This is a genomic window from Paracidovorax cattleyae, assembly GCF_900104515.1.
In the GTDB taxonomy this organism is placed as follows: Bacteria; Pseudomonadota; Gammaproteobacteria; order Burkholderiales; family Burkholderiaceae_C; genus Paracidovorax; species Paracidovorax cattleyae.
In genome coordinates, this window is sequence record NZ_FNJL01000038.1 from 12,379 (window position 1) to 32,961 (window position 20,583).

The window sequence follows — 20,583 nt, forward strand, 5'->3', positions numbered from 1 at the left end:
CGTGGGAGGGTTGCGGTCCGCGCGCTTCACTTGTAGCGGATGGTCGGGTTGATGAAGCCGTAGAGCATGTCCACCACCAGGTTGATGAGGATGAACTCCAGCGAGAAAAGCAGCACCAGCGTCTGGATGACGGGGTAGTCGCGCATGGTCACGGCGTCCACCAGCAGGCGGCCGAGGCCGGGCCAGTTGAAGACGGCTTCCACCACGATGGAGCCGCCCAGCAGGAAGCCGAACTGCAGGCCCATCATGGTGACGACCGGGATGAGCGCATTGCGCAGGCAGTGCTTGAGCACCACGGTGCGCTCGTTGAGGCCCTTGGCGCGCGCGGTGCGCACGAAGTCCTCCTGCACCACCTCGACGAAGGAGGCGCGCGTAAAGCGGGCCATCACCGCGGCCACCGCGGCGCCGAGCGTGATGGAGGGCAGGATGTAGTGCTTCCAGCTGTCGGCGCCCACGGTGGGCAGCCAGCCGAGCTCCACCGAGAACACCTGCATGAGCGTCATGCCGAGCGCGAAGGCGGGAAAGGAGATGCCGGACACCGCGAGCGTCATGCCCAGACGGTCGGGCCAGCGGTTGCGGTACACGGCCGACAGGATGCCGATGCCCATGCCCAGCACCACCGACCAGGCCATGGCGGCGACGGTGAGCAGCAGCGTGGGCATGAAGCGCTCGCCGATCTCGGCGGCCACGGGGCGGCGCGTGCGGATCGAGGTGCCGAAATCCCCCTGCACCATGCGCGAGAAGAAGTGCACGAACTGCTCGGGCAGGGGCTTGTCGAGGCCCAGCTCCTGGCGAACGACCTGCACGGTGGCCTCGTCGGCGTCGGCGCCCGCGGCCAGGCGTGCGGGGTCGCCCGGCAGCATGTGGACGAACAGGAACACCAGTACCGCCACGATCAGCAGCGTGGGAAGCAGCCCCAGCAGTCGTTTGAGGAAATAGTTCAGCATGATGCGGCGCTGCGGTGCGCAGCGAGGGGAAGACGGGAGCGGAGCGGAAACGGGAAAAGGGCCCCCGCGGCGCGCGGGGGGCCGGACACCGGGGCTTACTTCAGCGAGATCTCGTCGCTGTTGATGTTGCCGTCGGGCATCACGTACACGCCGGAGAGGCGCTTGGTGTGGGCGTAGAGGATTTCCTCGGTCACCAGCGGGATGCGCGGCAGGTCCTTGGCGAGCTGCTCCTGCGCGGTCTTGTAGAGCGCGGCGCGCTCGGAACCGTCGGTGGTCACCAGCGCCTTGGCGATGGCGTCGTCGAACACCTGGTTGCTGTAGAAGGCGTAGTTGGCCAGCTTCGGCGCCCACGACTCGGTGGAGAACAGCGGGCGCAGCGCCCAGTCGGCCTCGCCGGTGGAGGAGGACCAGCCCACGTAGTGCATGCGCAGCTTGGAGGTCTTGGGATCCGGCCAGGCATCGACCAGCTCCACGCGCTTGCCGGGCTCCAGCGCCTCCACCGTCACCTTGATGCCCACCTGCTGCAGTTGCTGCTGCAGGAACTGGATCACCTTCTGGCTGGTGGTGTTGTTGTAGTGGCTCCACAGCGTCGATTCGAAGCCGTTGGGGTAGCCGGCTTCTTTCAGCAGTTCTTTGGCCTTGGCCACGTTGTAGGGAATCGGCTGCATCTTCACCGCGTATTCCACGCCCTGGGGCACGAAGCCCTGGGCCGGGAAGGCGTAGCCGTTGAACGCCACCTTGGACAGCGCCTCCTTGTTGATGGCGTAGCCGATGGCCTCGCGCACCTTGACGTTGTCGAAGGGCTTCTGCAGGTTGTTCAGCACCAGGAAGCGCTGGATGATGGACGGGCCGGTCACCACGTCCACCTTGTCGCTCTTCTTCAGCGTGGCGATCTGCTCATACGGCAGCGTGAAGGCGAAATCGGCCTCGCCCGTCTGCAGCATGGCGGCGCGGGTGTTGTTCTCGGTGACGGGCTTCCAGGTGATCTGGTCGATCTTGGGATAGCCCTTCTTCCAGTAGTTGGCGAACTTCTTGCCCACGATGGCTTCGGTCTGCTTCCATTCCACGAACTCGAACGGGCCGGTGCCCACGGGGTGGAAGGCGATATCCTTGCTGCCCCACTTGGCAAGCGCGGCCGGGGAGATCATCGCGGCGGAGGCGTGGCCCAGCGCGTTGATGAAGGGGCCGAAGGGCTCCTTGAGCGTGATGCGCAGGGTCTGCGGGTTCACGGCCTCGACCTTGGCCACGCGGTTGAACTGGTTCGCGCGCAGCAGGCGGTTGGCCGGGTCCATCACGCGGTCCAGGTTGGCCTTGGCGGCGGCGGCGTTGAAGTCGGTGCCGTCGTGGAACTTCACGCCCGAACGCAGCTTGAAGGTGTACACCAGGCCGTCCTTGGAGACTTCGTAGCTCTCGGCCAGCACGTTCTTGAGCTTCATGTCCTTGTCGAAAGCGAACAGGCCTTCGTAGAAGCTCTTGGTGACGGCCGTGGTGATGGTCGTGTTCGTGTTGTAGGGGTCCAGCGTCTCGGGCTGCTGGTAGATGGCCAGCACGGCATTGCCGGCGGCCAGTGCGGAGCCGGTGGCGGACAGGGCGGCCAGGGCCAGCAGGCTGGCGGCGACGCGGCGGGATGCGAGGGTCTTCTTCATGGTGGACTCCGGTTGGGGAAGGAACATCAATACAGGTTGGCGATGGCGTGGCGCGCGACGAAATGGCCCGGCCCCACTTCCACCAGCGGCTGCACCGCGGGCTCGTCGCCGATGGCGCGGATGGGGCTGGGAATGTCGCCGTCCAGCAGCGCCCGCTTGAGATGGCGGCGCGCCGGATCGGCGATGGGCACGGCGGCCATGAGTTTTTTCGTGTAGGCGTGCTGCGGGTTCTCGAAGATCGCGCGGCGCGGGCCGATCTCCACGATCTGGCCGAGGAACATCACCGCCACGCGGTGGCTGATGCGCTCCACCACCGCCATGTCGTGCGAGATGAAGAGGAAGGCCACGCCCAGCTCACGCTGCAGGTCCAGCATCAGGTTGACGATCTGCGCCTGGATGGACACGTCCAGCGCCGAGACGGATTCGTCGGCCACCACCACCTTGGGGTTGAGCGCCAGGGCGCGCGCGATGGCGATGCGCTGGCGCTGGCCTCCGGAGAACTCGTGGGGGTAGCGCTGCGCATGCTCGCGCGGCAGGCCCACCTTCTCCATGAGCCAGTCCACGCGGGCCTGTGCCTCCTCGCGAGTACCGATCTTGTGTACGAGGAGCGGCTCCATGATCGAGAAGCCCACCGTGAGGCGCGGATCGAGCGAGGCGAACGGGTCCTGGAAGATGAACTGGATGTCGCGGCGCAGGGCCTGCACTTCGGACGTGGGCAAATCCAGGATGTTGCGGCCGCTGAATTCGATGGCACCGCCCTGGCTGTTCACCAGGCGCAGCAGCGAGCGCCCGGTCGTGGACTTGCCGCAGCCGGACTCGCCCACCAGGGCCAGCGTCTCGCCGGGATGGAGGTCGAAGCTCACGCGCTCCACCGCGTGCACGCGGCGCTTCACGCGGTTGAGCAGGCCGGCGCGCAGGTCGAAGCGCGTCACCAGGTCCTTCACGCGCAGGATGGGCTGCGCGCCCGCCGGGCGGGTGTCCGCGGACGTGGATTCGAGCACCGGCTGCGCCTGGATCGTGCCATCGGCGCCGAGCAGTTCGAAATGGCGGGGCAGGTCCGCGCCCTGCATGGCGCCCAGCTTGGGCACGGCCGACAGCAGCGCGCGGGTGTAGGCATGCTGCGGCGCGGCGAAGATGCGGTCCGCGGCGCCCTCTTCCACCTTGTCGCCGCGGTACATCACCAGCACGCGGTCGGCCACCTCGGCCACCACGCCCATGTCGTGGGTGATGAAGATCACGCCCATGTGCATCTCGTCCTGCAGTTGCCGGATGAGCTGCAGGATCTGCGCCTGGATGGTCACGTCCAGCGCGGTGGTGGGCTCGTCGGCGATCAGCAGCTGCGGCTTGCACGACAGCGCCATGGCGATCATCACGCGCTGGCGCATGCCGCCCGAGAGCTGGTGCGGGAAGCGGTCCAGCACGTTGCGCGCCTCGGGAATGCGTACCAGTTCCAGCATGCGCAGCGCCTCGGCGCGCGCGGCGGCCCGGTCCTTGCCCTGGTGCACGCGGATGGATTCGGCGATCTGCTCGCCCGCGGTGAACACCGGGTTGAGCGAGGTCATCGGCTCCTGGAAGATCATGGCCACGTCGGCGCCGCGCACGTCGCGCATCACGGCGTTGCCGGCTCGCGCCACGTCCAGCACCTGGCCGTTGCGGCGGCGCAGCGCCACCGAGCCGCCGATGATCTTGCCGCCGCCATGCTCCACGAGCCGCATCAGCGCCAGCGAAGTCACCGACTTGCCCGAGCCCGATTCGCCCACGATGGCCAGGGTCTCGCCACGGTCCACGTGGAAGGACAGGTGGCGCACGGCGTCCACCGTGCGCTCGGAGTTGGCGAAGCGGATGGTCAGGTCGTCCACGGCCAGCACGCGCTGCTCGGGCAGGACGAGGGTCTGGGGAGAAGTCGGGGCGTTGGGTTTCATGGGGGCCGGGAGGAAATGCGGTCGTTGGCGGCGTGCAGGCGGATGCCGGGCGCTCAGCGGTAGATGAAGGTCTCGGGCGATGCGCCCACGCGGGTCAGGCCGCGGTACATGCCCTCGGTGTTGAACGGCAGGCAGACGTTGCCCAGGCGGTCCACGGCGATCAGGCCGCCGGTGCCGCCGATGGCGGCCAGGGCGCCGTGCACCACCGCATCGGCGGCCTGCGCGAGCCCGAGGCCCCCATAGGCCATGCGCGCGCAGACGTCGTGCGCGGCCGCCACGCGGATGAAGCTCTCGCCATGCCCGGTGCAGGAGACGGCCGCCGTGCGGTCGTCGGCATAGGTGCCAGCGCCGATCAGCGGGCTGTCGCCCACGCGGCCGGGGCGCTTGTTGGTCATGCCGCCCGTGGAGGTGGCGGCGGCGAGGTGCCCGTGCGCGTCCAGCGCCACGGCGCCCACCGTGCCCATCTTGCGGTCTTCGTCGAGCGCCCGGCCCGCCAGCGCCGCGGCGCCATCGTGGTCCAGCACGGCGCCGTGCAGGCTGGCGCGCGCGGTCTCCAGCTGCGCGCGGCGCGCATCCGTCGAGAAATGCGATGGCTCCACCATCGCCAGGCCGGCGTCGCGCGCCATGCGCTCGGCGCCCTCCCCGGCCATGAGCACATGCTGGCCGTGCTGCATCACCATGCGGGCGGCCAGCACCGGGTTGCGCACATGCGCCACGCCCGCCACGGCGCCGGCGGCCAGGCTCGCGCCGTCCATCACCGCGGCATCCAGCTCATGGGTGGCATCGGCCGTGAACACCGAGCCGTGGCCGGCGTTGAACAGCGGGCATTCCTCCAGCAGACGCACGGCTTCGCACACCGCATCCACCGCACTGCCGCCCTGCGCCAGCACGGCCTGGCCCGCGCGCAGCACGTCCTGCAGCGCGGCGTGGTAGGCCTGCTCCTGTGCGGGGCTGATGTGCGCGCGGCTGAGCGTGCCTGCACCGCCATGGATGGCGATGACCGGGGCGGGAGTCGAAGGGGATGCGTGGAAAGCGGTCATGCGGACGGGCAATGGATCGGAGGAAGGGCCAGGCGGCGGACGGGGCAACGGCGGGCTGCGGACAGGAAGCGAAAAGGCACTCGGCGCGCGGCCTCAGCGCCCCGGGCCCCGGGGGGCCGACCGGAGCTCCGTCTTGCGGATTCCGGCTTCGGCGGACCGCGGCGAAAGCCGGCTGTGCGCGCTGTCGTGCAGCCACGGCAGCACTGCCTCGGTCATGCGCGCCGCGGTCTTCACGGATTCGCGGGACTGGTGCGCCACGGCGCTGGTGAGCGCCTCGATCAGCGCCAGCGCCGAGGATTCGGAGTTGGCCGCGTACTGGTTCTCGGTCTGCGCGAACAGGCAGACGCGCGCGAACGGCACGAGCGGCGAGCGCGCACCGTCGGTGAGCGCCAGCACGGGCACGCCGCGCTCAAAGGCGCCCTGTGCCAGCACGACGGTATCGGTGAGATAGCGCGGGTAGCTGATCGCGACGAACAGGTCTTCGGCCCCCATGCGCGGCAGCAGGCGAGCGCCGTACGAGGCTCCGCCCACGCCCGAGAGCAGGTGCACGTTGTCGCAGTACGCATCCAGCCCGCGCTGCAGCAGACCGGCCAGCCAGCCGCTCGCGCCGAAGCCCGCCAGGTAGATGCACCGCGCGCCCAGCAGCGCCTGTACCGCGGCCTCGCAGGCAACTGGGTCCAGCGCATCGCGCGTGGCGGCGATATTGCGCTGGCTTTCCTCCAGCGCGGCCGCGAACACGTCGTGGATGGACGTGGGCTTTTCCAGCTTGATGCGCATCTTCTCGATGGGCGCCAGCATGGCCTCGAACCCCTTGACCAGCTCGGCGCGCAGCATCGGATAGCCATCCAGGCCCACGGCCCGCGCGAAGCGGTTGGCCGTGGCGATGGACACCCCCACCGCCGATGCCAGTTCGTCGATCGGCATCGTCGCCGCCTGCAGCGGATGCGCGAGCACGTAGTCCGCCATCTGCTGGTGCGAACGCGTCAGCGTGGGGCGTGCGCGGCCGATGCGGATCGCGATCGACATGGCTTCGCTGGCGGTTTCGGACAGGTCGGACATGGGCTGGATGCCGTGAGAAAAAATTTACAACGTCGTCATATTAAAGAAAAAAATCAATCATTCAAAGCGATTTCGCTACCGCACCCGCATGGTGCGACGGCGCAAGAAAAAGGCCCCCATGCGGTGCATGGAGGCCCTGAAATGCGGCACGCGGCCGCAATGGGGGAAACCCTTAAAAAAGGCGCGCCGGCTTTTATTCCGCCTGGATTTATTCCGCCTGGATATTCGCGGCCTTCACCACCTGCGCCCAGTTGGCGAGGTCGGCCTTCACGCGTGCGCCCAGTTGCTGCGGTCCCTGGTAGTCCGCCGTGGCGCCCTGCTCCTGCGCCTTCTGCTGGAACGCGGGGTTCTGCACCACGGTGCGCACGTCGGCCACCAGCTTGTCCACCACCGCGCGGGGCGTGGCCGCCGGCGCGAACAGCGCGAACCAGGACGTGGCATCCACCTTGGGATAGCCCGCCTCCGCCGTGGTGGGCACGTTGGGCAGGCTGGGCAGCCGCTCCCTGCCCGTGACGGCCAGCACGCGCAGCTTGCCCGACTGGATGTGCGGCATGAAGGGCGGTGCCGTGCCGAAGGTCAGGTCCACCTGCCCGCCCAGCAGGTCCTGCAGCGCGGGGCCGGTGCCCTTGTAGGGCACGTGCACCATCTTCACGCCGCCCTGCTGCTCCAGCATCGCGCCCGTCACGTGCTGCAGCGAGCCGTTGCCCGACGAGGCGTAATTGAGCTTGCCGGGGTTGGCCTTCGCATAGGCGATCAGCTCGCCCAGCGTCTTCACGGGCAGGCCCTCGCGCACCACGATGATCTGCGGCGCGGAGAGCACGTTCGCCACGGGCTGGAAGTCGCCCATGTCCCAGGTCTTCTGCGCCGTGAGCAACGGCGAGATGACGTGGTAGCCCGAATACTGCATGAGCAGCGTATAGCCGTCCGGCTCCGCGCGCTTCACGGCGCCGGCCGCGATGTTGCCGTTGCCGCCGCCCTTGTTGTCCACCACCACCGACTGGCCCAGCACCGGCCCCAGCGCCTGCGCGAGCATGCGCGCCGACAGGTCGGTGGTGCCGCCGGCCGCGGTGGGCACGACGAGGGTGACCGGCTTGGAGGGGTAGTTGCCCTGCGCCGCCGCGGCCAGCGGCAGGGCTGCGCAGGCAGCGCAGGCCGCAGCCGCGAGGGTGGCCAGCACGGGCCGGCGGGGGAAGGAATGTCGCATGTCGTTGTCTCCTGGGTCGTTATCTGTTTCGTTGCCTGCTTCGCGCGCCGCGCCGCGTGGCACCGCGGCGCGGCCGTCAATCCACGGTGGCGCCGGTTTCCTTCACCACGCGGGCCCACTGCGGCAGTTCCGCCTGCACCAGCGCGCCGAGCTGCGCGGAGGTGCCCTTGAACGGCTCGCAGCCCACGCCGGCCAGCTTGTCCACCACGTCCTTCTGGTCCAGCGCGCGGGCCACCTCGGCCTGCAGGCGCGCGACGATGGGCGCCGGTGTACCTGCCGGCGCGAACAGCGCGTACCAGGGCGACTGGCCGAAACCCGGCAGCGTCTGGCCGATGGTCGGCACGCCGGGCAGCGCAGCCACGGGGCGGCTGTTGACCACGCCCAGCACCTTGAGCTTGCCGGCCTTGATGAACGCGATGCAGGAAGGCAGGCTCTGCACCGACAGCGGCACCTGCCCGCCAGCCACGTCCGTCGCGGCGGCGGCCGATCCCTTGTAGGGCACATGCTGCAGCCGGATGCCCGCAGCCTTCTGCAGCATCTCGCCGATCAGGTGGTTGAGCGTGCCGTTGCCCGCCGAGGCGATCGCATATTCCCCGGGCTTCGCCCTGGCGAGCGCGATGAGGCCCGCGATATCGTTCGCGGGGAACGACGGGTGCGCGACCAGCACGTAGCCCGCCGTGGCCACGGGCGCGACGGGCTCGAAATCCTTCACCGGATCGAAGCCGGGATTGCGGTAGAGCGCCGGGCCGATGACATGAGCGCTGTCGGCCGTGAGCAGAAGGGTGTAGCCGTCGTGCTTCGCGCGCGCCGTGGCCGCGGTGGCGAGCGTGCCGCCCGCGCCGGGGCGGTTGTCCACCACCACGCTCTGGCCCATCTGCTCGGACAGGCGCTGCGCCACCACCCGGGCGATCGCGTCGTTGGCGCCGCCGGCGGCCTGGGGCACGATCAGCGTGACGGGTTTGGAGGGGTAGCCGTCCTGCGCCCGGGCGAATGGAGCGGGAGCGCAGAGGGTTGCAGCGAGGGCCTGCAGCGCGCAGCGGCGCGGCAGATGGCCGGAGAGGAAAGGGAGCGTGGGCATGGGTTTTGTCTCCTGTCGTCGTCGTGTTGTTCTGGTCTGCTCTGCCCGGCGTTCGCGCCGCCGCGGCAGTTGTCCCGGCCGGCCTTATCGCGCCATCGCCCGCTCCCGGATGGCACCGAAATCCGCCGGCACCGGGTGCAGGTCCAGGCGCCGGCCGGCCTTGGCGAGCTGGCCGGGAATGTCGTGCCCGATGAGCGCAGGCAGCCGCCGCGCCGCCGCGAGCAGCGCGGGCAGGTCCACGCCCGTGTCATAGCCCATCAGTTCCAGCGCATGCACGACCTCTTCGCTGCAGACATTGCCCGAGGCACCCGGCGCGTACGGGCAGCCGCCCAGCCCGCCCAGCGAGGCGTCGAACCGGTCCGCGCCCGCATCGATCGCCGCAAGGACGTTGGCCAGTCCCATGCCGCGCGTGTTGTGGAAGTGCAGGGTGAACACCATGCCAGGCCAGCGGGCACGCGCGGCGGCCACCAGCGCCGCCACCTGCGCGGGGTACGCCATGCCGGTGGTGTCGCACAGCGTGACGCCGCCCACGCCCAGGTCCGCGAAGCGCTGCACCCACCCGAACACTTCCGCCTCGGCCACGTCGCCCTCCATCGGGCAGCCGAACACGCACGAGAGCGACACGTTCACCGCCACGCCCGCGCCCTGCGCCGTCGCCACCACCTGCGCGAGCGACGCGAAGGACTGCGCGCGCGTCATGCGCAGGTTGGCCAGGTTGTGCGTCTCGCTGGCGGACATCACCAGGTTCAGTTCGTCGGTGCGCGCCTCGATCGCGCGCTCCGCGCCGCGCACGTTCGGCACCAGCGCGGCATAGGCCACGCCGGGGCGGCGCACGATCTCGCGCATCACGATCTCGGCGTCGCGCAGCGCGGGAATCGCCGCGGGCGACACGAAGGCCGTCACCTCGATTTTCGCCAGGCCCGCATCCGACAGGGCGTCCACCAGTGCGATCTTGTCTTCGGTGGGCACGAAGGCCTGCTCCATCTGCAGGCCGTCGCGCGTGCCCACCTCCTGCATGTGGATGCGGCGCCCGGCGCCGTGCCACACGGGTTCGGTCGCGTTGCCGTTCATTGCACCACCCCCTTCTCGCGCAGCAGCGCGATCTGGGCGTCGCTCAGGCCCGCCTCGCGCAGTACCGCGTCGGTGTCGTCGCCCAGGTGCGGGGCGCTGGAGCGGATGGTGCCCGGCGTGGCCGAGAGCTTGGGCACGATGCCCGGCACCTCCACCGTGTAGCCGTCGCGCGTCGCCTGCGGCAGCAGCATGCCGCGCGCCCGGTAGTGCGGGTCTTCCGCGATATCCCGCGCCGTATAGACCTTGCCGGCCGGCACGCGCGCGGCAGCGAGCGTTTCCATCACCTCGGCCACGGTGCGGCGGGCCGTCCAGGCGCCGATCGCGGCGTCGATCTCCTGCACGCGCGCCACGCGGCCGGCATTGCTCGCGAGGTCGGGCGCCGCGGCGAGGTCCGGCCGGCCGATGGACTCCATCAGCCGCCGGAAGATGCTGTCGCCGTTGCCCGCCACCAGCACCCAGCCGTCCGTGCAGGGGTAGGCGTTGGAAGGCGCGATGCCCGGCAGTGCGCTGCCGGCGGCGTCGCGCACCGCGCCGAAGGCGCTGTATTCCGGAATCAGGCTTTCCATCACGTTGAACACCGCCTCGTGCAGCGCCACGTCGATCACCTGCCCCTGTCCGCCGTTCACCTTGCGGTGGTAGAGCGCGGTGAGCACGCCGATGGCGCCATGCAGCGCCGCCAGCGTGTCGCCGATCGACACCCCCACGCGGACCGGCACGCGGCCCGGCTCGCCCGTCAGGTGCCGCAGGCCGCCCATGGCCTCGCCGATCACGCCGAAGCCCGGCAGGTCGCGGTAGGGCCCCGTCTGACCGTAGCCCGAGATGCGCAGGATGACCAGCCCGGGGTTGAGCGCGTGCAGCTCCTCGGGCGACATGCCCCAGCCCTCCAGCGTGCCGGGGCGGAAATTCTCGATCAGCACGTCGGCCTCGGCGATCAGCCGGCGCGCGATGTCCTGACCCTCGGGCAGGCGCAGGTCCAGTGCCACCGAGCGCTTGTTGCGCGACTGCACCTGCCACCAGACCGACGTTCCCTCCTTGAGCATGCGCCAGTTGCGCAGCGGATCGCCCGTGCCGGTGGCCTCGATCTTCACCACCTCGGCGCCGAATTCGCCCAGGGTCTTGCCGCAGAACGGCCCGGCGATCAGTTGTCCCATCTCGATCACCCGCACGCCCGCCAGGGCCGAGGGGGTGGCGTCCTGCGCCGGTGCCTGCGTTGCTTCCATGCGTGTCGTTTCCTGCATGGCGCGGATCATGCCCAGGCCGGCACGGCCCGCAAAACGCCCAATCGAGAAGGTGCCATCGCAAAACGGCATGGCAGACTATCGCCCATGAAACTCGATCCCGTGTCCCTGCGCCTGTTCGTGGCAGTGATGGAGGAAAACGCCATCGCCCGCGCCGCCGCGCGCCAGCACATCGCCGCCTCGGCCGCCAGCCGCCGTCTCGCGGAGCTGGAGGATGCCCTGGGCGTGGACCTGTTCGCGCGCAGCAACCGCGGCAGCGAGCCCACGGCCGCCGCCTATGCGCTGCTGCACATGGCGCGCGGCGTGCTCAACGACCTGGACGGCATCGCCGCGCAGATGGGCGACTTCCGCGCCGGGGTGCGGGGCCAGGTGCGCGTGGTGGCCAACATCTCGGCCATCACCCAGTTCCTGCCCGGAGACCTGCAGCGCTTCATGGCCGCCCATCCCCAGGTGCAGGTGCGCCTGGAGGAGCAGATCAGCAGCGCCATCGCCCGCTCCGTGGCGGAAAACGCGGCCGACATCGGCATCCTCAACCACGGCAACTACGGCGACCGCGTGGCGCTGCTGCCCTACCGGGAGGACGAGCTGGTGCTGGTGGCGCCGCGGGGACATGCCCTGGCGCGGCGCCGTAGCGTGCGCCTGGCCGAGGCGCTGCATTGCGACTTCGTCGGCGTGCACCCGGGCAGCGCCATCAACAACCTGCTCACGCGCGCGGCCGCGGAAGCCGGCCAGCCCCTGCGGCTGCGCATCCAGGTGACCAGCTACGACGCCCTCTGCCTGATGGTGTCCGCCGGCCTGGGCGTGGGCGTGCTGCCGCGCGGCAGTGCCCGGCTCTACCTGGGCACCCTGCCGCTGCGCACCGTGGCGCTGGCCGAGCCCTGGGCACGGCGCCAGCTGTCGCTGTGCGTACGGGCGGGCGACGCGCTCTCCAGCGCGGCACGCCTGCTCGCGGACCACCTGCGCGCGGATCCGACCGCGGAGGCCGCGCCATGACCGCCGCCGCGCCCCTTGCCTGGGACCTCTTCTGCCGCGTCATCGACAACTTCGGCGACATCGGCGTCTGCTGGCGGCTCGCGGCCCAGCTCGGCGCGCTCGGCCACCGCGTGCGGCTGTGGACGGACGACGCCACCGCCCTCGCCTGGATGGCACCGGAGGGCGCACCGGGCGTGCAGGTGCTGCCCTGGCCTGCCGCCGAAACAGTGTCCGCCGGGCCGGGCGACGTGCTCGTTGAGGCCTTCGGCTGCGACGTGCCCGGGGCATTCCTCGCCCGCCTGCCCGCCGCCGGCGGACCGCAGGCCGCACGGCGCCCCGTGTGGATCAACCTGGAGTACCTTTCGGCCGAGGCCTGCGTCGAGCGCAGCCACCGCCTGCCCTCGCCGCTCTTCTCCGGCCCCGGCGCCGGGCGCACCCGCTGGTTCTTCTACCCGGGCTTCACGCAGCGCACGGGCGGCCTGCTGCACGAGCCGGACCTGGCCGCGCGCCAGGCAACCTTCGACCGCACCGCCTGGCGCGCCCGCCATGGCGTGGCCGCGGACGCGCTGGCCGTCTCGCTGTTCTGCTATGAGCCGGCCGGGCTGCCCGCGCTGCTGCGCCACCTCGGCGAAGCGCCGCGCGCCCACCTGCTGGCCACCCCGGGGCGCGCCACCGCCGCCGTGCGCGCCGCGCTGGCGGGCGGCCCGGCCGCGAAGGCCCCGCCCCCCGGCCAGCCGGACATCACCTATCTGCCGCACTGCCCGCAGCCCGCATTCGACGAGATGCTGTGGGCCTGCGACCTGAACGCCGTGCGCGGCGAAGACTCGCTGGTGCGCGCGCTCTGGGCCGGCCAGCCCTTCGTCTGGCACATCTACCCGCAGGACGACGGCGCGCACCATGCCAAGCTCGACGCCTTCCTCGACTGGCTGCTGGCACCGGCCGCCCTGCGGCACTTCCACCACGCCTGGAACGGCATCGCGGATCCGGCCGGCCTGCCCGCTCCGACGGCCTCCCGCCTCGCCGAGTGGCGCGAATGCGTGCAGGCGGCGCGCGGCCGCCTGTTCGCGCAGGACGACCTCGTGACGCAACTGCTCGGGTTCGTCCAGGAAAAAAGCTAAAATCCAGGGTTTTGCGCCCAAAAGGGGCGGCATGCGTATTTCCGCATGCCGGCCGGCGCATCCCCCCGCCGCGGAACCTGCCCGGCGCCCTGCCGCACCGCCGCGCTCGCCGCCGGCCTTCGGGGGGCGCTCCGGTGCGTTGAGCGGCCCCAACCCAGGCAGACCTGCTATGAAAATCGCTCAAGAAATCCGCGCCGGCAACGTGATCATGCACGGCAAGGACCCGATGATCGTCCTCAAGACCGAATACGCACGCGGCGGCCGCGGCGCCGCCACCGTGCGCATGAAGCTCAAGGCCCTGCTGAACAACATGGGCACCGAAGTGGTGTTCAAGGCCGACGACAAGATCGACAACGTGATCCTGGACAAGAAGGAGTGCACCTACTCCTACTTCGCCGACCCGATGTACGTGTGCATGGACTCCGAGTACAACCAGTACGAAGTCGAAGCCGAGAACATGGGCGACGCGCTGAACTACCTGGAAGACGGCATGTCCGTCGAAGTGGTGTTCTACGACGGCAAGGCCATCTCGGTCGAACTGCCCACCAGCGTCGAGCGCGAAATCACCTGGACCGAGCCCGCTGTCAAGGGCGACACGTCCGGCAAGGTGCTCAAGCCCGCCAAGATCGCCACCGGCTTCGAAGTGCCGGTGCCCCTGTTCGTGAACCAGGGCGACAAGATCGAAATCGACACCCGCACGGGCGAGTACCGCAAGCGCGTCTGAGCAGGTTGCGCGCCACACGGCGCGCCCATCCCGTTCACCCTGGAAAAGGCACCCGCCATTCACATGGCCGGTGCCTTTTTCATTGCACGGCCAGGGCAGGCGCGTGAGGGGGCTCAGGGATGCTCGATCAGCAGGACTGCCGTGGTGTGCGGCTCGAGCGCCTCGAACACATGCCTCGCGTCCGCCGCATAACGGGCGTAGTCCCCCGGGGCCAGTTCCACCGGCCGGTCGGCCGGCCCGACACGGGCGCGGCCGCTGCACAGCACGATATGCTCGACCGTACCGGGCAGATGGCTGTCCGACGCCCGGGGTTCTCCAGGCTGCACCACCAGGCGGTAAAGATCGCGCTGCATGCCGGCGGGACACACTGCCAGGAGCGTTGCGGCGTAGTTCGCCTGCTCGGACGCCAGCGCCACGCCTTCGTTCGCCCGGACGACATGCACGTGGGCGGAGGGTTCGGCGATCAGCCGCGTCACCTGCACCCCGAGGGCCGTCGCCAGCGCCCAGAGTGTTTCCAGGCTGGGGTTGCCGCTGCCGGCCTCCAGCTGCGACAGGGTGGATTTGGCGATCCGGGCGCGCTTGGCCAATTCCGACACGGAAAGGCCCAATCGCTCCCGTTCACGCCGGACGGCGGAGGCCAGCAGGTCGATCGGCGATGACAGGGGTACGGGGGCCATGTTTTCATTCAACAAATCAAACAATCGTTCGATTTGACGAACGACCAATGAAAGCCCATCATACCGCTCGATTGTTCTTTTTGACGAACAAGAGAACGAATCCCCCTTCCCCCTTTGGCGCCGATCCCGGTGCGTCCCCTACGGAGTCCGCTCATGAACCCGATAACCGCCGGCATGCTGCAGATGACCACGGCGATGGTTATCGCCGGCACCGTAGGCTGGTGCGTACTGCTGACCGGAATGCCGGCGGCTTCGGTGGTGTTCTGGCGCTGCGCATTCGGGGCTCTGGCACTTGCATGGATCGTCATCGGCAAACATCGGACAAGCCTTCGTGGCATCGGCCTGGGGCAGGCAGGCATGGCAGCGCTCGGTGGCGTGGCGCTCGCCGCCAGCTGGGCTCTGCTCTTCGCAGCCTATTCGCATGCGTCCATCGCCATTGCTACCGTCACCTACCACACCCAGCCTTTCATGCTGGCAGCTCTCGGCGCGCTGTTCTTCGGCGAAAGGATGACACCTTCACAAGGGGGGTGGCTGGGCCTGGCATTCGTCGGGCTGGTGCTCATCGTCATCGGCGCAACGACATCCGGCGTGCCGCCGTCCGCCTACCTGTCCGGGTTCGGGCTCGCGCTGGCAGCCGCATTTTTCTACGCGCTGGCAGCCGCCGTCACCAAAAAACTGCACGATGTGCCGGCCCGCCTGATCGTGCTGATCCAGCTCATCGTGGGCAGCGTGCTTCTGCTGCCGTTCGCCGCCCTGCCCACGGGCGCATCGGCACCGGCAGTCTGGGCCCTGCTGGCAGCTATCGGAGGCGTCCACACGGGCCTCATGTCCACACTGCTCTATAGCGCCATCCAGAAGCTGCCGACGTCCACAGTCGGCGTGCTGTCGTTCATCTATCCCATCGTGGCCATCCTGGTCGATGCCTGGGCGTTCGGGCACTGGCTCGGGCGGGTGCAGATCGGCGGCGCGGTAGCGATCCTGTGGGCCGTGGCGGGGACCCACTTCGGCTGGCGGATCGGCTCCCTGCGCCGCCGAGCGTGGCCCGGAGGCTGCAGCGGGGCCGACAACGCCGTCAGGAAGGAAGAGACTGCAGCGCCGCGTCATGCGCGCGCTGCAGCAGGCGCCGGCGGATCAGGCCGCTCGCCGGCCTGATCAGCAGCCAGTACAGGCGAAAGCGCCGCAGTGCGGCGTCATCGCCGCACCAGACGCGGGTGCGCGTCGTCAGCCGCGTCCCGGCGCCCTCCGGGGCCGCCGTGAAGTTCATCACCAGCTTGGCGATGCCCGCCGCATCCAGGGCATCGAAGGCCGCGGCGTCGCGCATCTCGATCAGTCCATAGTCCGATTGCCAGAAGCGGCCTGCCAGGCCGAACGCGAGTTCACGGTCGCCGTCCCGCCCGAGGGGCGTGAAGTTGGCGACGCTGAACGCGGGACGGTGTTTCAGGCGGGAGGTGAATCCCAGCCGGCCGGCGAGGCGGTCGGGCGTCTCGCGCAACGCGATCAATCCGCGGGCGATCGGGTCGTCCAGCACTTCGGGACGGCCGAGCACATCGAGCACGCGGGCCGGCGAGGCCGGGATATGCCGGCTGTGCTCCTCTGCGAACTGATGGCGCGGCAGGTAGTGGTCGATCAGGCTCATGCGCCCATTATTGGACCGGAAATCTCCCTGGCGAGGCCGCGCCGGCCGTTCAGCGCTTTTCAGAACGATTCAGCCGCCCTTCAGTGCAGGGCGCCGGGCACTGCCAAAAATGGCCACGGAGCTTTTTCTCCAGGGAGAACACACCATGACCACCACCGACCCGACCCCGGCCACGCGCTTTCCCCGCCCCACCCGCGGGCCCACCGCCACGCCCCTGCTCGCCGCGCTGCTTCTTGCCGCAGGCCTGTACACCCAGGGCGCGCAGGCCGAGCCGTGCCGCGCGATCGCATCCGTGCAGCAAAGCGGGGTCTCGGCCAACAACAATGCCGCGGGCGGACACCTCAACCAGCACATCTTCGGCGCCACGCCGCCACAAGGCAGCAGCCAGGCCACCAAGACCCTGTTTTCCAGCGTGGAGGAATACAAGGGTTTCTGGAACAACTATCTCGACCCGAAGAAATACACCGGCAATGCGGTCAATTGTTCCGGAAAAAGCGCGCACCAGAAGGTGACCGTCTACAGCGTGCTCAAGAAGGACCGGATCGGGGGCTTCAACTGCACCGCCGCGGACGGCCAGGGCCAATGCACCGCCAAGACGGCCTCGCAGTACTCGAACGTCCAGCTCGATTTCGAGGTAGTCGGCGGCCAGTGGATCCTCCTCACGGCCTATCCGACCAACTGAGGCCGGGCTATCGGCCGGCCGCCCGGCGGTACAGCCGCAGCGTGGCCAGCAGGCCGCAGACTGCGGCGGCCGTCATCCACCAGCCCGGCGCGGCCTTGTCGCCCGACCATTCGATCAGGCCCGTGGCGACGGCCGGTGTAAAGCCCCCGAACACCGCAGTCGCCAGGCTGTAGGCCAGCGAGAAGCCCACCGTGCGCACGTCCACCGGCATCACCTCGGTCAGCGCGACGACCATCGCGCCGTTGTAGCTCGCGTAGAGGAAGGACAGCCACAGCTCCACCTCCAGCATGCGGGCGAAGTCCGGGGCAGCCACCAGCCACTTCAGTGCCGGATAGGCGGTGAAAATGGTCAGCACGGTGAAGGCCACCAGCAGCGGCTTGCGGCCCACGCGGTCGGACAGCGCACCCATCACCGGCAGCCAGAAGAAGTTGGACAGCGCCACGCACAGCGTCACGATCAGCGCATCCGTGGTGCTCAGGTGCAGCACGTTCTTGCCGAAGGTGGGCGTGTACACGGTGATGAGGTAGAACGACACGGTCGTCATCGACACCATCATCATCCCCGCGATCACCAGGCCCCAGTTGGACATGATCGAGCGGAAGATCTCGCGCGTGGAGGGGCGGTGCTTGCGCGCCTTGAATTCCTCGGTCTCCTGCAGCGAGCGGCGGATGATGAACAGCACCGGCACGATCAGGCAGCCCACGAAGAACGGCACGCGCCAGTAGAAGTCGGCGATCTCCTGCGGCACGAAGGTTACGTTGAGCCAGTAGCCCAGCGCTGCCGCGACGATGATCGCCACCTGCTGGCTGGCCGACTGCCAGCTCACGTAGAAGCCCTTGCGGCCCGGCGTCGCCATCTCCGACAGGTACACGGACACGCCGCCCAGCTCCACGCCGGCCGAGAAGCCCTGCAGCAGGCGCCCGATCAGCACCAGCAGCGGCGCCGCCAGCCCGATGGTGGCGTAGCCCGGCACGCAGGCGATCAGCAGCGTGCCCAGCGCCATCAGCGCCAGCGTTACGATCAGTCCCTTCCGGCGGCCCACCCGGTCCACATAGGCGCCCAGGAAAACCGCGCCCAGCGGACGCATCAGGAAGCCGGCGCCGAAGGTCATGAACGTCAGCATCAGCGACGCGAACTCGTTGCCGGCGGGGAAGAAGGCCTTGGATATCTGCGTGGCGTAGAAGCCGAACAGGAAGAAATCGAACATCTCCATGAAGTTGCCGCCCGTCACCCGCAGGACGGTGGCCAGCTTCGACGAAGCGGGCGCGGAAGGAGCGGCTTCGCTGCCGGAAGCCATGGAGGAATGGTGAGAGGGAGTCATGGGAGGCAGGAGGCAGCGCCATCGACGGAGGCGGCGCGACCGGAAGTGGACACCCTGAAATTAGAGCCCAACCGTACGCGAAAGCATTACGTGGAAATGCGTACGCCGCTCACCCCGCCAGCACGGAACCCATCAGCCATACGTTGGCCACCGAGATCACGCCGAACAGGCCCCAGGCGAGCACGCGCACCGTCCGGCCGCTGGCGAAAGCCCCCATCACCGAGCGGTCGCCCGTGAACCGGATCAATGGCCACATGGCGAACGGCAGCTGGAAGCTCAGCACCACCTGGCTCAGCACCAGCATCTTGCCCACGCCCTCGTCGCCCAGCCACCACACGCCCACCAGGGCCGGCACCAGGGCCAGCACGCGCGTGATGAGGCGGCGCTGCCAGCAGGGGATCTTGAGTTGGAGGAACCCTTCCATCACGATCTGCCCGGCGATCGTGCCCGTGAAGGTGGAACTCTGCCCGGAAGCCAGCAGCGCGATGCCGAACAGCGTGGCGGCGAGCGCGCTGCCCACCAGCGGCTCGATCAGCCGGTAGGCGTCCCCGATGTCGGCCACGTCCCGGTGGCCGCTGCCATGGAAGGCGCTGGCGGCCAGCACCATGATGGCCGCGTTCACCAGCAGCGCGAGCGACAGGGACAGCACCGCGTCCAGCGTGCAGAAGCGGATCGCCTCGCGCCGGCCGGCGTCGCTGTCCTCCACCAGCCGGGTCTGCACCACCGAGGAATGCAGGTACAGGTTGTGCGGCATCACCGTGGCGCCCACGATGCCGATGGCCAGATACAGCGCGCCCGGCTGCTGCAGCCGCTCCAGGCTGGGCGCGAAACCGATGGCCACCTCGGACCAGAGCGGCTGCGCGAATGCCAGCTCCACCGCGAAGCAGGCGGCAATGGTGCCCACCAGCCCCAGGACGATCGCCTCCACCCGCCGGAAGCCCGCGCCCTGCAGGCCCAGCACCAGCACCGTATCGAACGCGGTGATGCCGATGCCCACGGGAATCGACACTCCGAAGAGCAGGTGCAGGGCCAGCGCCCCGCCCAGCACCTCGGCCAGGTCGCAGGCGATGATGGCCAGTTCGGCCCCTGCCCACAGGAAACGGTTGGCAGCGGGCCGGTAGCGCTCCCGGCACAGCTGCGCCAGGTCCTTCTGCGCCACCAGCCCCAGCCGCACGCACAGCGCCTGCAGCAGCATCGCCGCCAGGCTGGCCAGCAGCACGATGAACAGCAGCCCGTAGCCGAACCGCGACCCCGCCTCGATGTCCGTCGCCCAGTTGCCCGGGTCCATGTAGCCCACCGACACCAGCAACCCGGGGCCTGCATAGCGCAGCAGCTTCCGGTGGAACGGCAGCCCCGGATCAATTCGGACGGAGCCCTTCACCTCCGAAGGACAGAACGGTGCGGTGGCGGTGCGCGGCAGCGGGAAGAACATGCCCTGATCTTATGCAAGCGGAGGGCCCGCGGGGGCCACGGGTCGGCTATCGTGCGGATAGGCCCGGACCCCTTGCCACCTGCCCGGCATGCACGATCGCAGACGGGACGGCATGTCTTCCCCCACTTCTTCCGGAGCTTCCATGGCCCGCCCCTTCACCCTTCCGGGAGTCGATGCACAGGGTTCCATCTCGCGTCGGCGGACGCGCCCCTGCAGCCTGCGTTCGCCCCCCTCCTCGCGGACGTCTGCCGCGCACTGGAGACACGCCACCCCGAGGTGGTGAAAATCGATGTGGATATCGGCAGCCGCGCGGAAGCGCTCGACCCCGGCCAGGCAAACCGCTGGGGTTTCTGCTTGCGGCACCACTGCCGGGGCCTGTGGGGCAACGACCTGTCGCGCCGCTTCGGGCCCTTCCGCCCTTCGCGCGGCATCGCGCTGGGGATGAACGGCGACTTCGGGACCGTGCTGGCGGGCTATCTGGCATGCCTCGGCCACGCCGGCACCGTCCGGGAAAGGCACCTCCTGCATCGCGCAAGCTGCTGCGTGCCACCCCGGTGATGCAGGACACAGGTTCCGGAGAATGGCCATGGTCCCTGGACGACCATGCGCAGCTCTTCCTGCGGTACCACCCCGCGGTGCGGGGCGAGACGGCCTTCTTCATGGCCGAATCCCTCGAACCCACGGCCGGTCCCGGCGAATTCACCACGCGGCTGCAGGCCTTCCTGCAATGGATGGCCGTGCGGCACAGGGCGTTCCCGCAGCCACCGCTCCCATCCCGCACCGCGGCCGGCTGACGCCCTGCGCCCCGGGCCGGCC

Annotated in this window: 20 protein-coding genes; 7 read left to right on the plus strand and 13 right to left on the minus strand. The window is 69.4% G+C overall.

Going from position 1 to position 20,583, the window contains the following annotated elements:
* Positions 1–26: 26 nt before the first annotated feature.
* The 9 genes from gsiC to BLR05_RS22620 form a co-directional block, all read right to left on the minus strand.
* Positions 27–947, minus strand: a complete 921-nt coding sequence (gene gsiC, locus BLR05_RS22580) for a glutathione ABC transporter permease GsiC (RefSeq protein WP_019700626.1) — start codon at positions 945–947, stop codon at positions 27–29.
* Between the two features lie 95 nt (positions 948–1,042).
* Positions 1,043–2,593: a glutathione ABC transporter substrate-binding protein GsiB gene (gene gsiB / locus BLR05_RS22585; RefSeq protein ID WP_092839311.1), complete on the minus strand. Its 1,551-nt coding sequence runs from the start codon at positions 2,591–2,593 to the stop codon at positions 1,043–1,045.
* Positions 2,594–2,619: 26 nt separating this feature from the next.
* Complete coding sequence (locus BLR05_RS22590; RefSeq protein ID WP_092839254.1) at positions 2,620–4,515, minus strand: dipeptide ABC transporter ATP-binding protein; 1,896 nt, start codon at positions 4,513–4,515, stop codon at positions 2,620–2,622.
* A 53-nt stretch (positions 4,516–4,568) separates the two neighbouring features.
* The gene (locus BLR05_RS22595) at positions 4,569–5,555 is read right to left on the minus strand and encodes an isoaspartyl peptidase/L-asparaginase family protein (RefSeq protein ID WP_092839257.1); all 987 of its coding nucleotides are present in this window, start codon (positions 5,553–5,555) and stop codon (positions 4,569–4,571) included.
* Between the two features lie 93 nt (positions 5,556–5,648).
* Positions 5,649–6,614, minus strand: a complete 966-nt coding sequence (locus BLR05_RS22600; protein WP_092839260.1) for a MurR/RpiR family transcriptional regulator — start codon at positions 6,612–6,614, stop codon at positions 5,649–5,651.
* 208 nt (positions 6,615–6,822) lie between these two features.
* Complete coding sequence (locus BLR05_RS22605; RefSeq protein ID WP_092839314.1) at positions 6,823–7,818, minus strand: Bug family tripartite tricarboxylate transporter substrate binding protein; 996 nt, start codon at positions 7,816–7,818, stop codon at positions 6,823–6,825.
* Between the two features lie 76 nt (positions 7,819–7,894).
* Entirely contained in the window at positions 7,895–8,896 is a 1,002-nt protein-coding gene (locus tag BLR05_RS22610) for a Bug family tripartite tricarboxylate transporter substrate binding protein (protein ID WP_092839263.1), read from the minus strand.
* Positions 8,897–8,980: 84 nt separating this feature from the next.
* Positions 8,981–9,967 (minus strand): hydroxymethylglutaryl-CoA lyase, encoded by a 987-nt coding sequence (locus tag BLR05_RS22615; protein WP_092839266.1) that lies wholly within the window; start codon positions 9,965–9,967, stop codon positions 8,981–8,983.
* Complete coding sequence (locus tag BLR05_RS22620) at positions 9,964–11,187, minus strand: CaiB/BaiF CoA transferase family protein (protein WP_092839317.1); 1,224 nt, start codon at positions 11,185–11,187, stop codon at positions 9,964–9,966. The genes BLR05_RS22615 and BLR05_RS22620 overlap by 4 nt, the downstream gene beginning before the upstream one ends.
* 105 nt (positions 11,188–11,292) lie before the next feature.
* Between BLR05_RS22620 and BLR05_RS22625 the strand changes: the two genes are divergently transcribed.
* The 3 genes from BLR05_RS22625 (at position 11,293) to efp (ending at position 14,019) form a co-directional block, all read left to right on the plus strand.
* Complete coding sequence (locus BLR05_RS22625) at positions 11,293–12,198, plus strand: LysR family transcriptional regulator (protein WP_092839269.1); 906 nt, start codon at positions 11,293–11,295, stop codon at positions 12,196–12,198.
* Complete coding sequence (gene earP / locus BLR05_RS22630) at positions 12,195–13,295, plus strand: elongation factor P maturation arginine rhamnosyltransferase EarP (RefSeq protein ID WP_092839272.1); 1,101 nt, start codon at positions 12,195–12,197, stop codon at positions 13,293–13,295. The genes BLR05_RS22625 and earP overlap by 4 nt, the downstream gene beginning before the upstream one ends.
* A gap of 169 nt (positions 13,296–13,464) precedes the next feature.
* Entirely contained in the window at positions 13,465–14,019 is a 555-nt protein-coding gene (gene efp / locus BLR05_RS22635) for an elongation factor P (protein WP_013594116.1), read from the plus strand.
* A 113-nt stretch (positions 14,020–14,132) separates the two neighbouring features.
* On the opposite strand, the gene BLR05_RS22640 is transcribed toward efp, so the two are convergent.
* Complete coding sequence (locus tag BLR05_RS22640; RefSeq protein WP_092839275.1) at positions 14,133–14,696, minus strand: helix-turn-helix domain-containing protein; 564 nt, start codon at positions 14,694–14,696, stop codon at positions 14,133–14,135.
* A 153-nt stretch (positions 14,697–14,849) separates the two neighbouring features.
* Here BLR05_RS22640 and BLR05_RS22645 point away from each other — a divergent pair, with 153 nt between their 5' ends.
* On the plus strand, positions 14,850–15,848 hold the full coding sequence (locus BLR05_RS22645; protein WP_225979344.1) for a DMT family transporter: 999 nt from the start codon (positions 14,850–14,852) through the stop codon (positions 15,846–15,848).
* Here BLR05_RS22645 and BLR05_RS22650 read toward each other — a convergent pair.
* On the minus strand, positions 15,769–16,332 hold the full coding sequence (locus BLR05_RS22650; protein ID WP_092839278.1) for a hypothetical protein: 564 nt from the start codon (positions 16,330–16,332) through the stop codon (positions 15,769–15,771). The genes BLR05_RS22645 and BLR05_RS22650 overlap by 80 nt on opposite strands.
* Before the next feature lie 145 nt (positions 16,333–16,477).
* Here BLR05_RS22650 and BLR05_RS22655 point away from each other — a divergent pair, with 145 nt between their 5' ends.
* A complete protein-coding gene (locus BLR05_RS22655) occupies positions 16,478–17,014 on the plus strand; it encodes a hypothetical protein (RefSeq protein ID WP_092839320.1) in 537 nt (178 codons plus the stop codon).
* Positions 17,015–17,021: 7 nt separating this feature from the next.
* Here the strand turns inward: BLR05_RS22655 and BLR05_RS22660 are convergent, their stop codons facing one another.
* Both BLR05_RS22660 and BLR05_RS22665 read right to left on the minus strand, forming a co-directional pair.
* The gene (locus tag BLR05_RS22660) at positions 17,022–18,335 is read right to left on the minus strand and encodes an MFS transporter (RefSeq protein ID WP_092839281.1); all 1,314 of its coding nucleotides are present in this window, start codon (positions 18,333–18,335) and stop codon (positions 17,022–17,024) included.
* A 109-nt stretch (positions 18,336–18,444) separates the two neighbouring features.
* Complete coding sequence (locus BLR05_RS22665; RefSeq protein ID WP_092839284.1) at positions 18,445–19,767, minus strand: Nramp family divalent metal transporter; 1,323 nt, start codon at positions 19,765–19,767, stop codon at positions 18,445–18,447.
* A 276-nt stretch (positions 19,768–20,043) separates the two neighbouring features.
* Here BLR05_RS22665 and BLR05_RS27325 point away from each other — a divergent pair, with 276 nt between their 5' ends.
* Together BLR05_RS27325 and BLR05_RS27330 are read left to right on the plus strand one after the other, a co-directional pair.
* Positions 20,044–20,325, plus strand: a complete 282-nt coding sequence (locus BLR05_RS27325) for a hypothetical protein (RefSeq protein WP_230681213.1) — start codon at positions 20,044–20,046, stop codon at positions 20,323–20,325.
* On the plus strand, positions 20,325–20,561 hold the full coding sequence (locus BLR05_RS27330) for a hypothetical protein (RefSeq protein WP_225979222.1): 237 nt from the start codon (positions 20,325–20,327) through the stop codon (positions 20,559–20,561). The genes BLR05_RS27325 and BLR05_RS27330 overlap by 1 nt, the downstream gene beginning before the upstream one ends.
* The last annotated feature ends 22 nt before the right edge of the window (positions 20,562–20,583 follow it).

Bases quoted from the DNA above. Each gene is read 5' to 3' on its own strand.
- gsiC (WP_019700626.1), bottom strand. From the start codon at position 947: ATGCTGAACTATTTCCTCAAACGACTGCTGGGGCTGCTTCCCACGCTG.
- gsiB (WP_092839311.1), bottom strand. From the start codon at position 2,593: ATGAAGAAGACCCTCGCATCCCGCCGCGTCGCCGCCAGCCTGCTGGCC.
- BLR05_RS22590 (WP_092839254.1), bottom strand. From the start codon at position 4,515: ATGAAACCCAACGCCCCGACTTCTCCCCAGACCCTCGTCCTGCCCGAG.
- BLR05_RS22595 (WP_092839257.1), bottom strand. From the start codon at position 5,555: ATGACCGCTTTCCACGCATCCCCTTCGACTCCCGCCCCGGTCATCGCC.
- BLR05_RS22600 (WP_092839260.1), bottom strand. From the start codon at position 6,614: ATGTCCGACCTGTCCGAAACCGCCAGCGAAGCCATGTCGATCGCGATC.
- BLR05_RS22605 (WP_092839314.1), bottom strand. From the start codon at position 7,818: ATGCGACATTCCTTCCCCCGCCGGCCCGTGCTGGCCACCCTCGCGGCT.
- BLR05_RS22610 (WP_092839263.1), bottom strand. From the start codon at position 8,896: ATGCCCACGCTCCCTTTCCTCTCCGGCCATCTGCCGCGCCGCTGCGCG.
- BLR05_RS22615 (WP_092839266.1), bottom strand. From the start codon at position 9,967: ATGAACGGCAACGCGACCGAACCCGTGTGGCACGGCGCCGGGCGCCGC.
- BLR05_RS22620 (WP_092839317.1), bottom strand. From the start codon at position 11,187: ATGGAAGCAACGCAGGCACCGGCGCAGGACGCCACCCCCTCGGCCCTG.
- BLR05_RS22625 (WP_092839269.1), top strand. From the start codon at position 11,293: ATGAAACTCGATCCCGTGTCCCTGCGCCTGTTCGTGGCAGTGATGGAG.
- earP (WP_092839272.1), top strand. From the start codon at position 12,195: ATGACCGCCGCCGCGCCCCTTGCCTGGGACCTCTTCTGCCGCGTCATC.
- efp (WP_013594116.1), top strand. From the start codon at position 13,465: ATGAAAATCGCTCAAGAAATCCGCGCCGGCAACGTGATCATGCACGGC.
- BLR05_RS22640 (WP_092839275.1), bottom strand. From the start codon at position 14,696: ATGGCCCCCGTACCCCTGTCATCGCCGATCGACCTGCTGGCCTCCGCC.
- BLR05_RS22645 (WP_225979344.1), top strand. From the start codon at position 14,850: ATGAACCCGATAACCGCCGGCATGCTGCAGATGACCACGGCGATGGTT.
- BLR05_RS22650 (WP_092839278.1), bottom strand. From the start codon at position 16,332: ATGAGCCTGATCGACCACTACCTGCCGCGCCATCAGTTCGCAGAGGAG.
- BLR05_RS22655 (WP_092839320.1), top strand. From the start codon at position 16,478: ATGACCACCACCGACCCGACCCCGGCCACGCGCTTTCCCCGCCCCACC.
- BLR05_RS22660 (WP_092839281.1), bottom strand. From the start codon at position 18,335: ATGACTCCCTCTCACCATTCCTCCATGGCTTCCGGCAGCGAAGCCGCT.
- BLR05_RS22665 (WP_092839284.1), bottom strand. From the start codon at position 19,767: ATGTTCTTCCCGCTGCCGCGCACCGCCACCGCACCGTTCTGTCCTTCG.
- BLR05_RS27330 (WP_225979222.1), top strand. From the start codon at position 20,325: ATGCAGGACACAGGTTCCGGAGAATGGCCATGGTCCCTGGACGACCAT.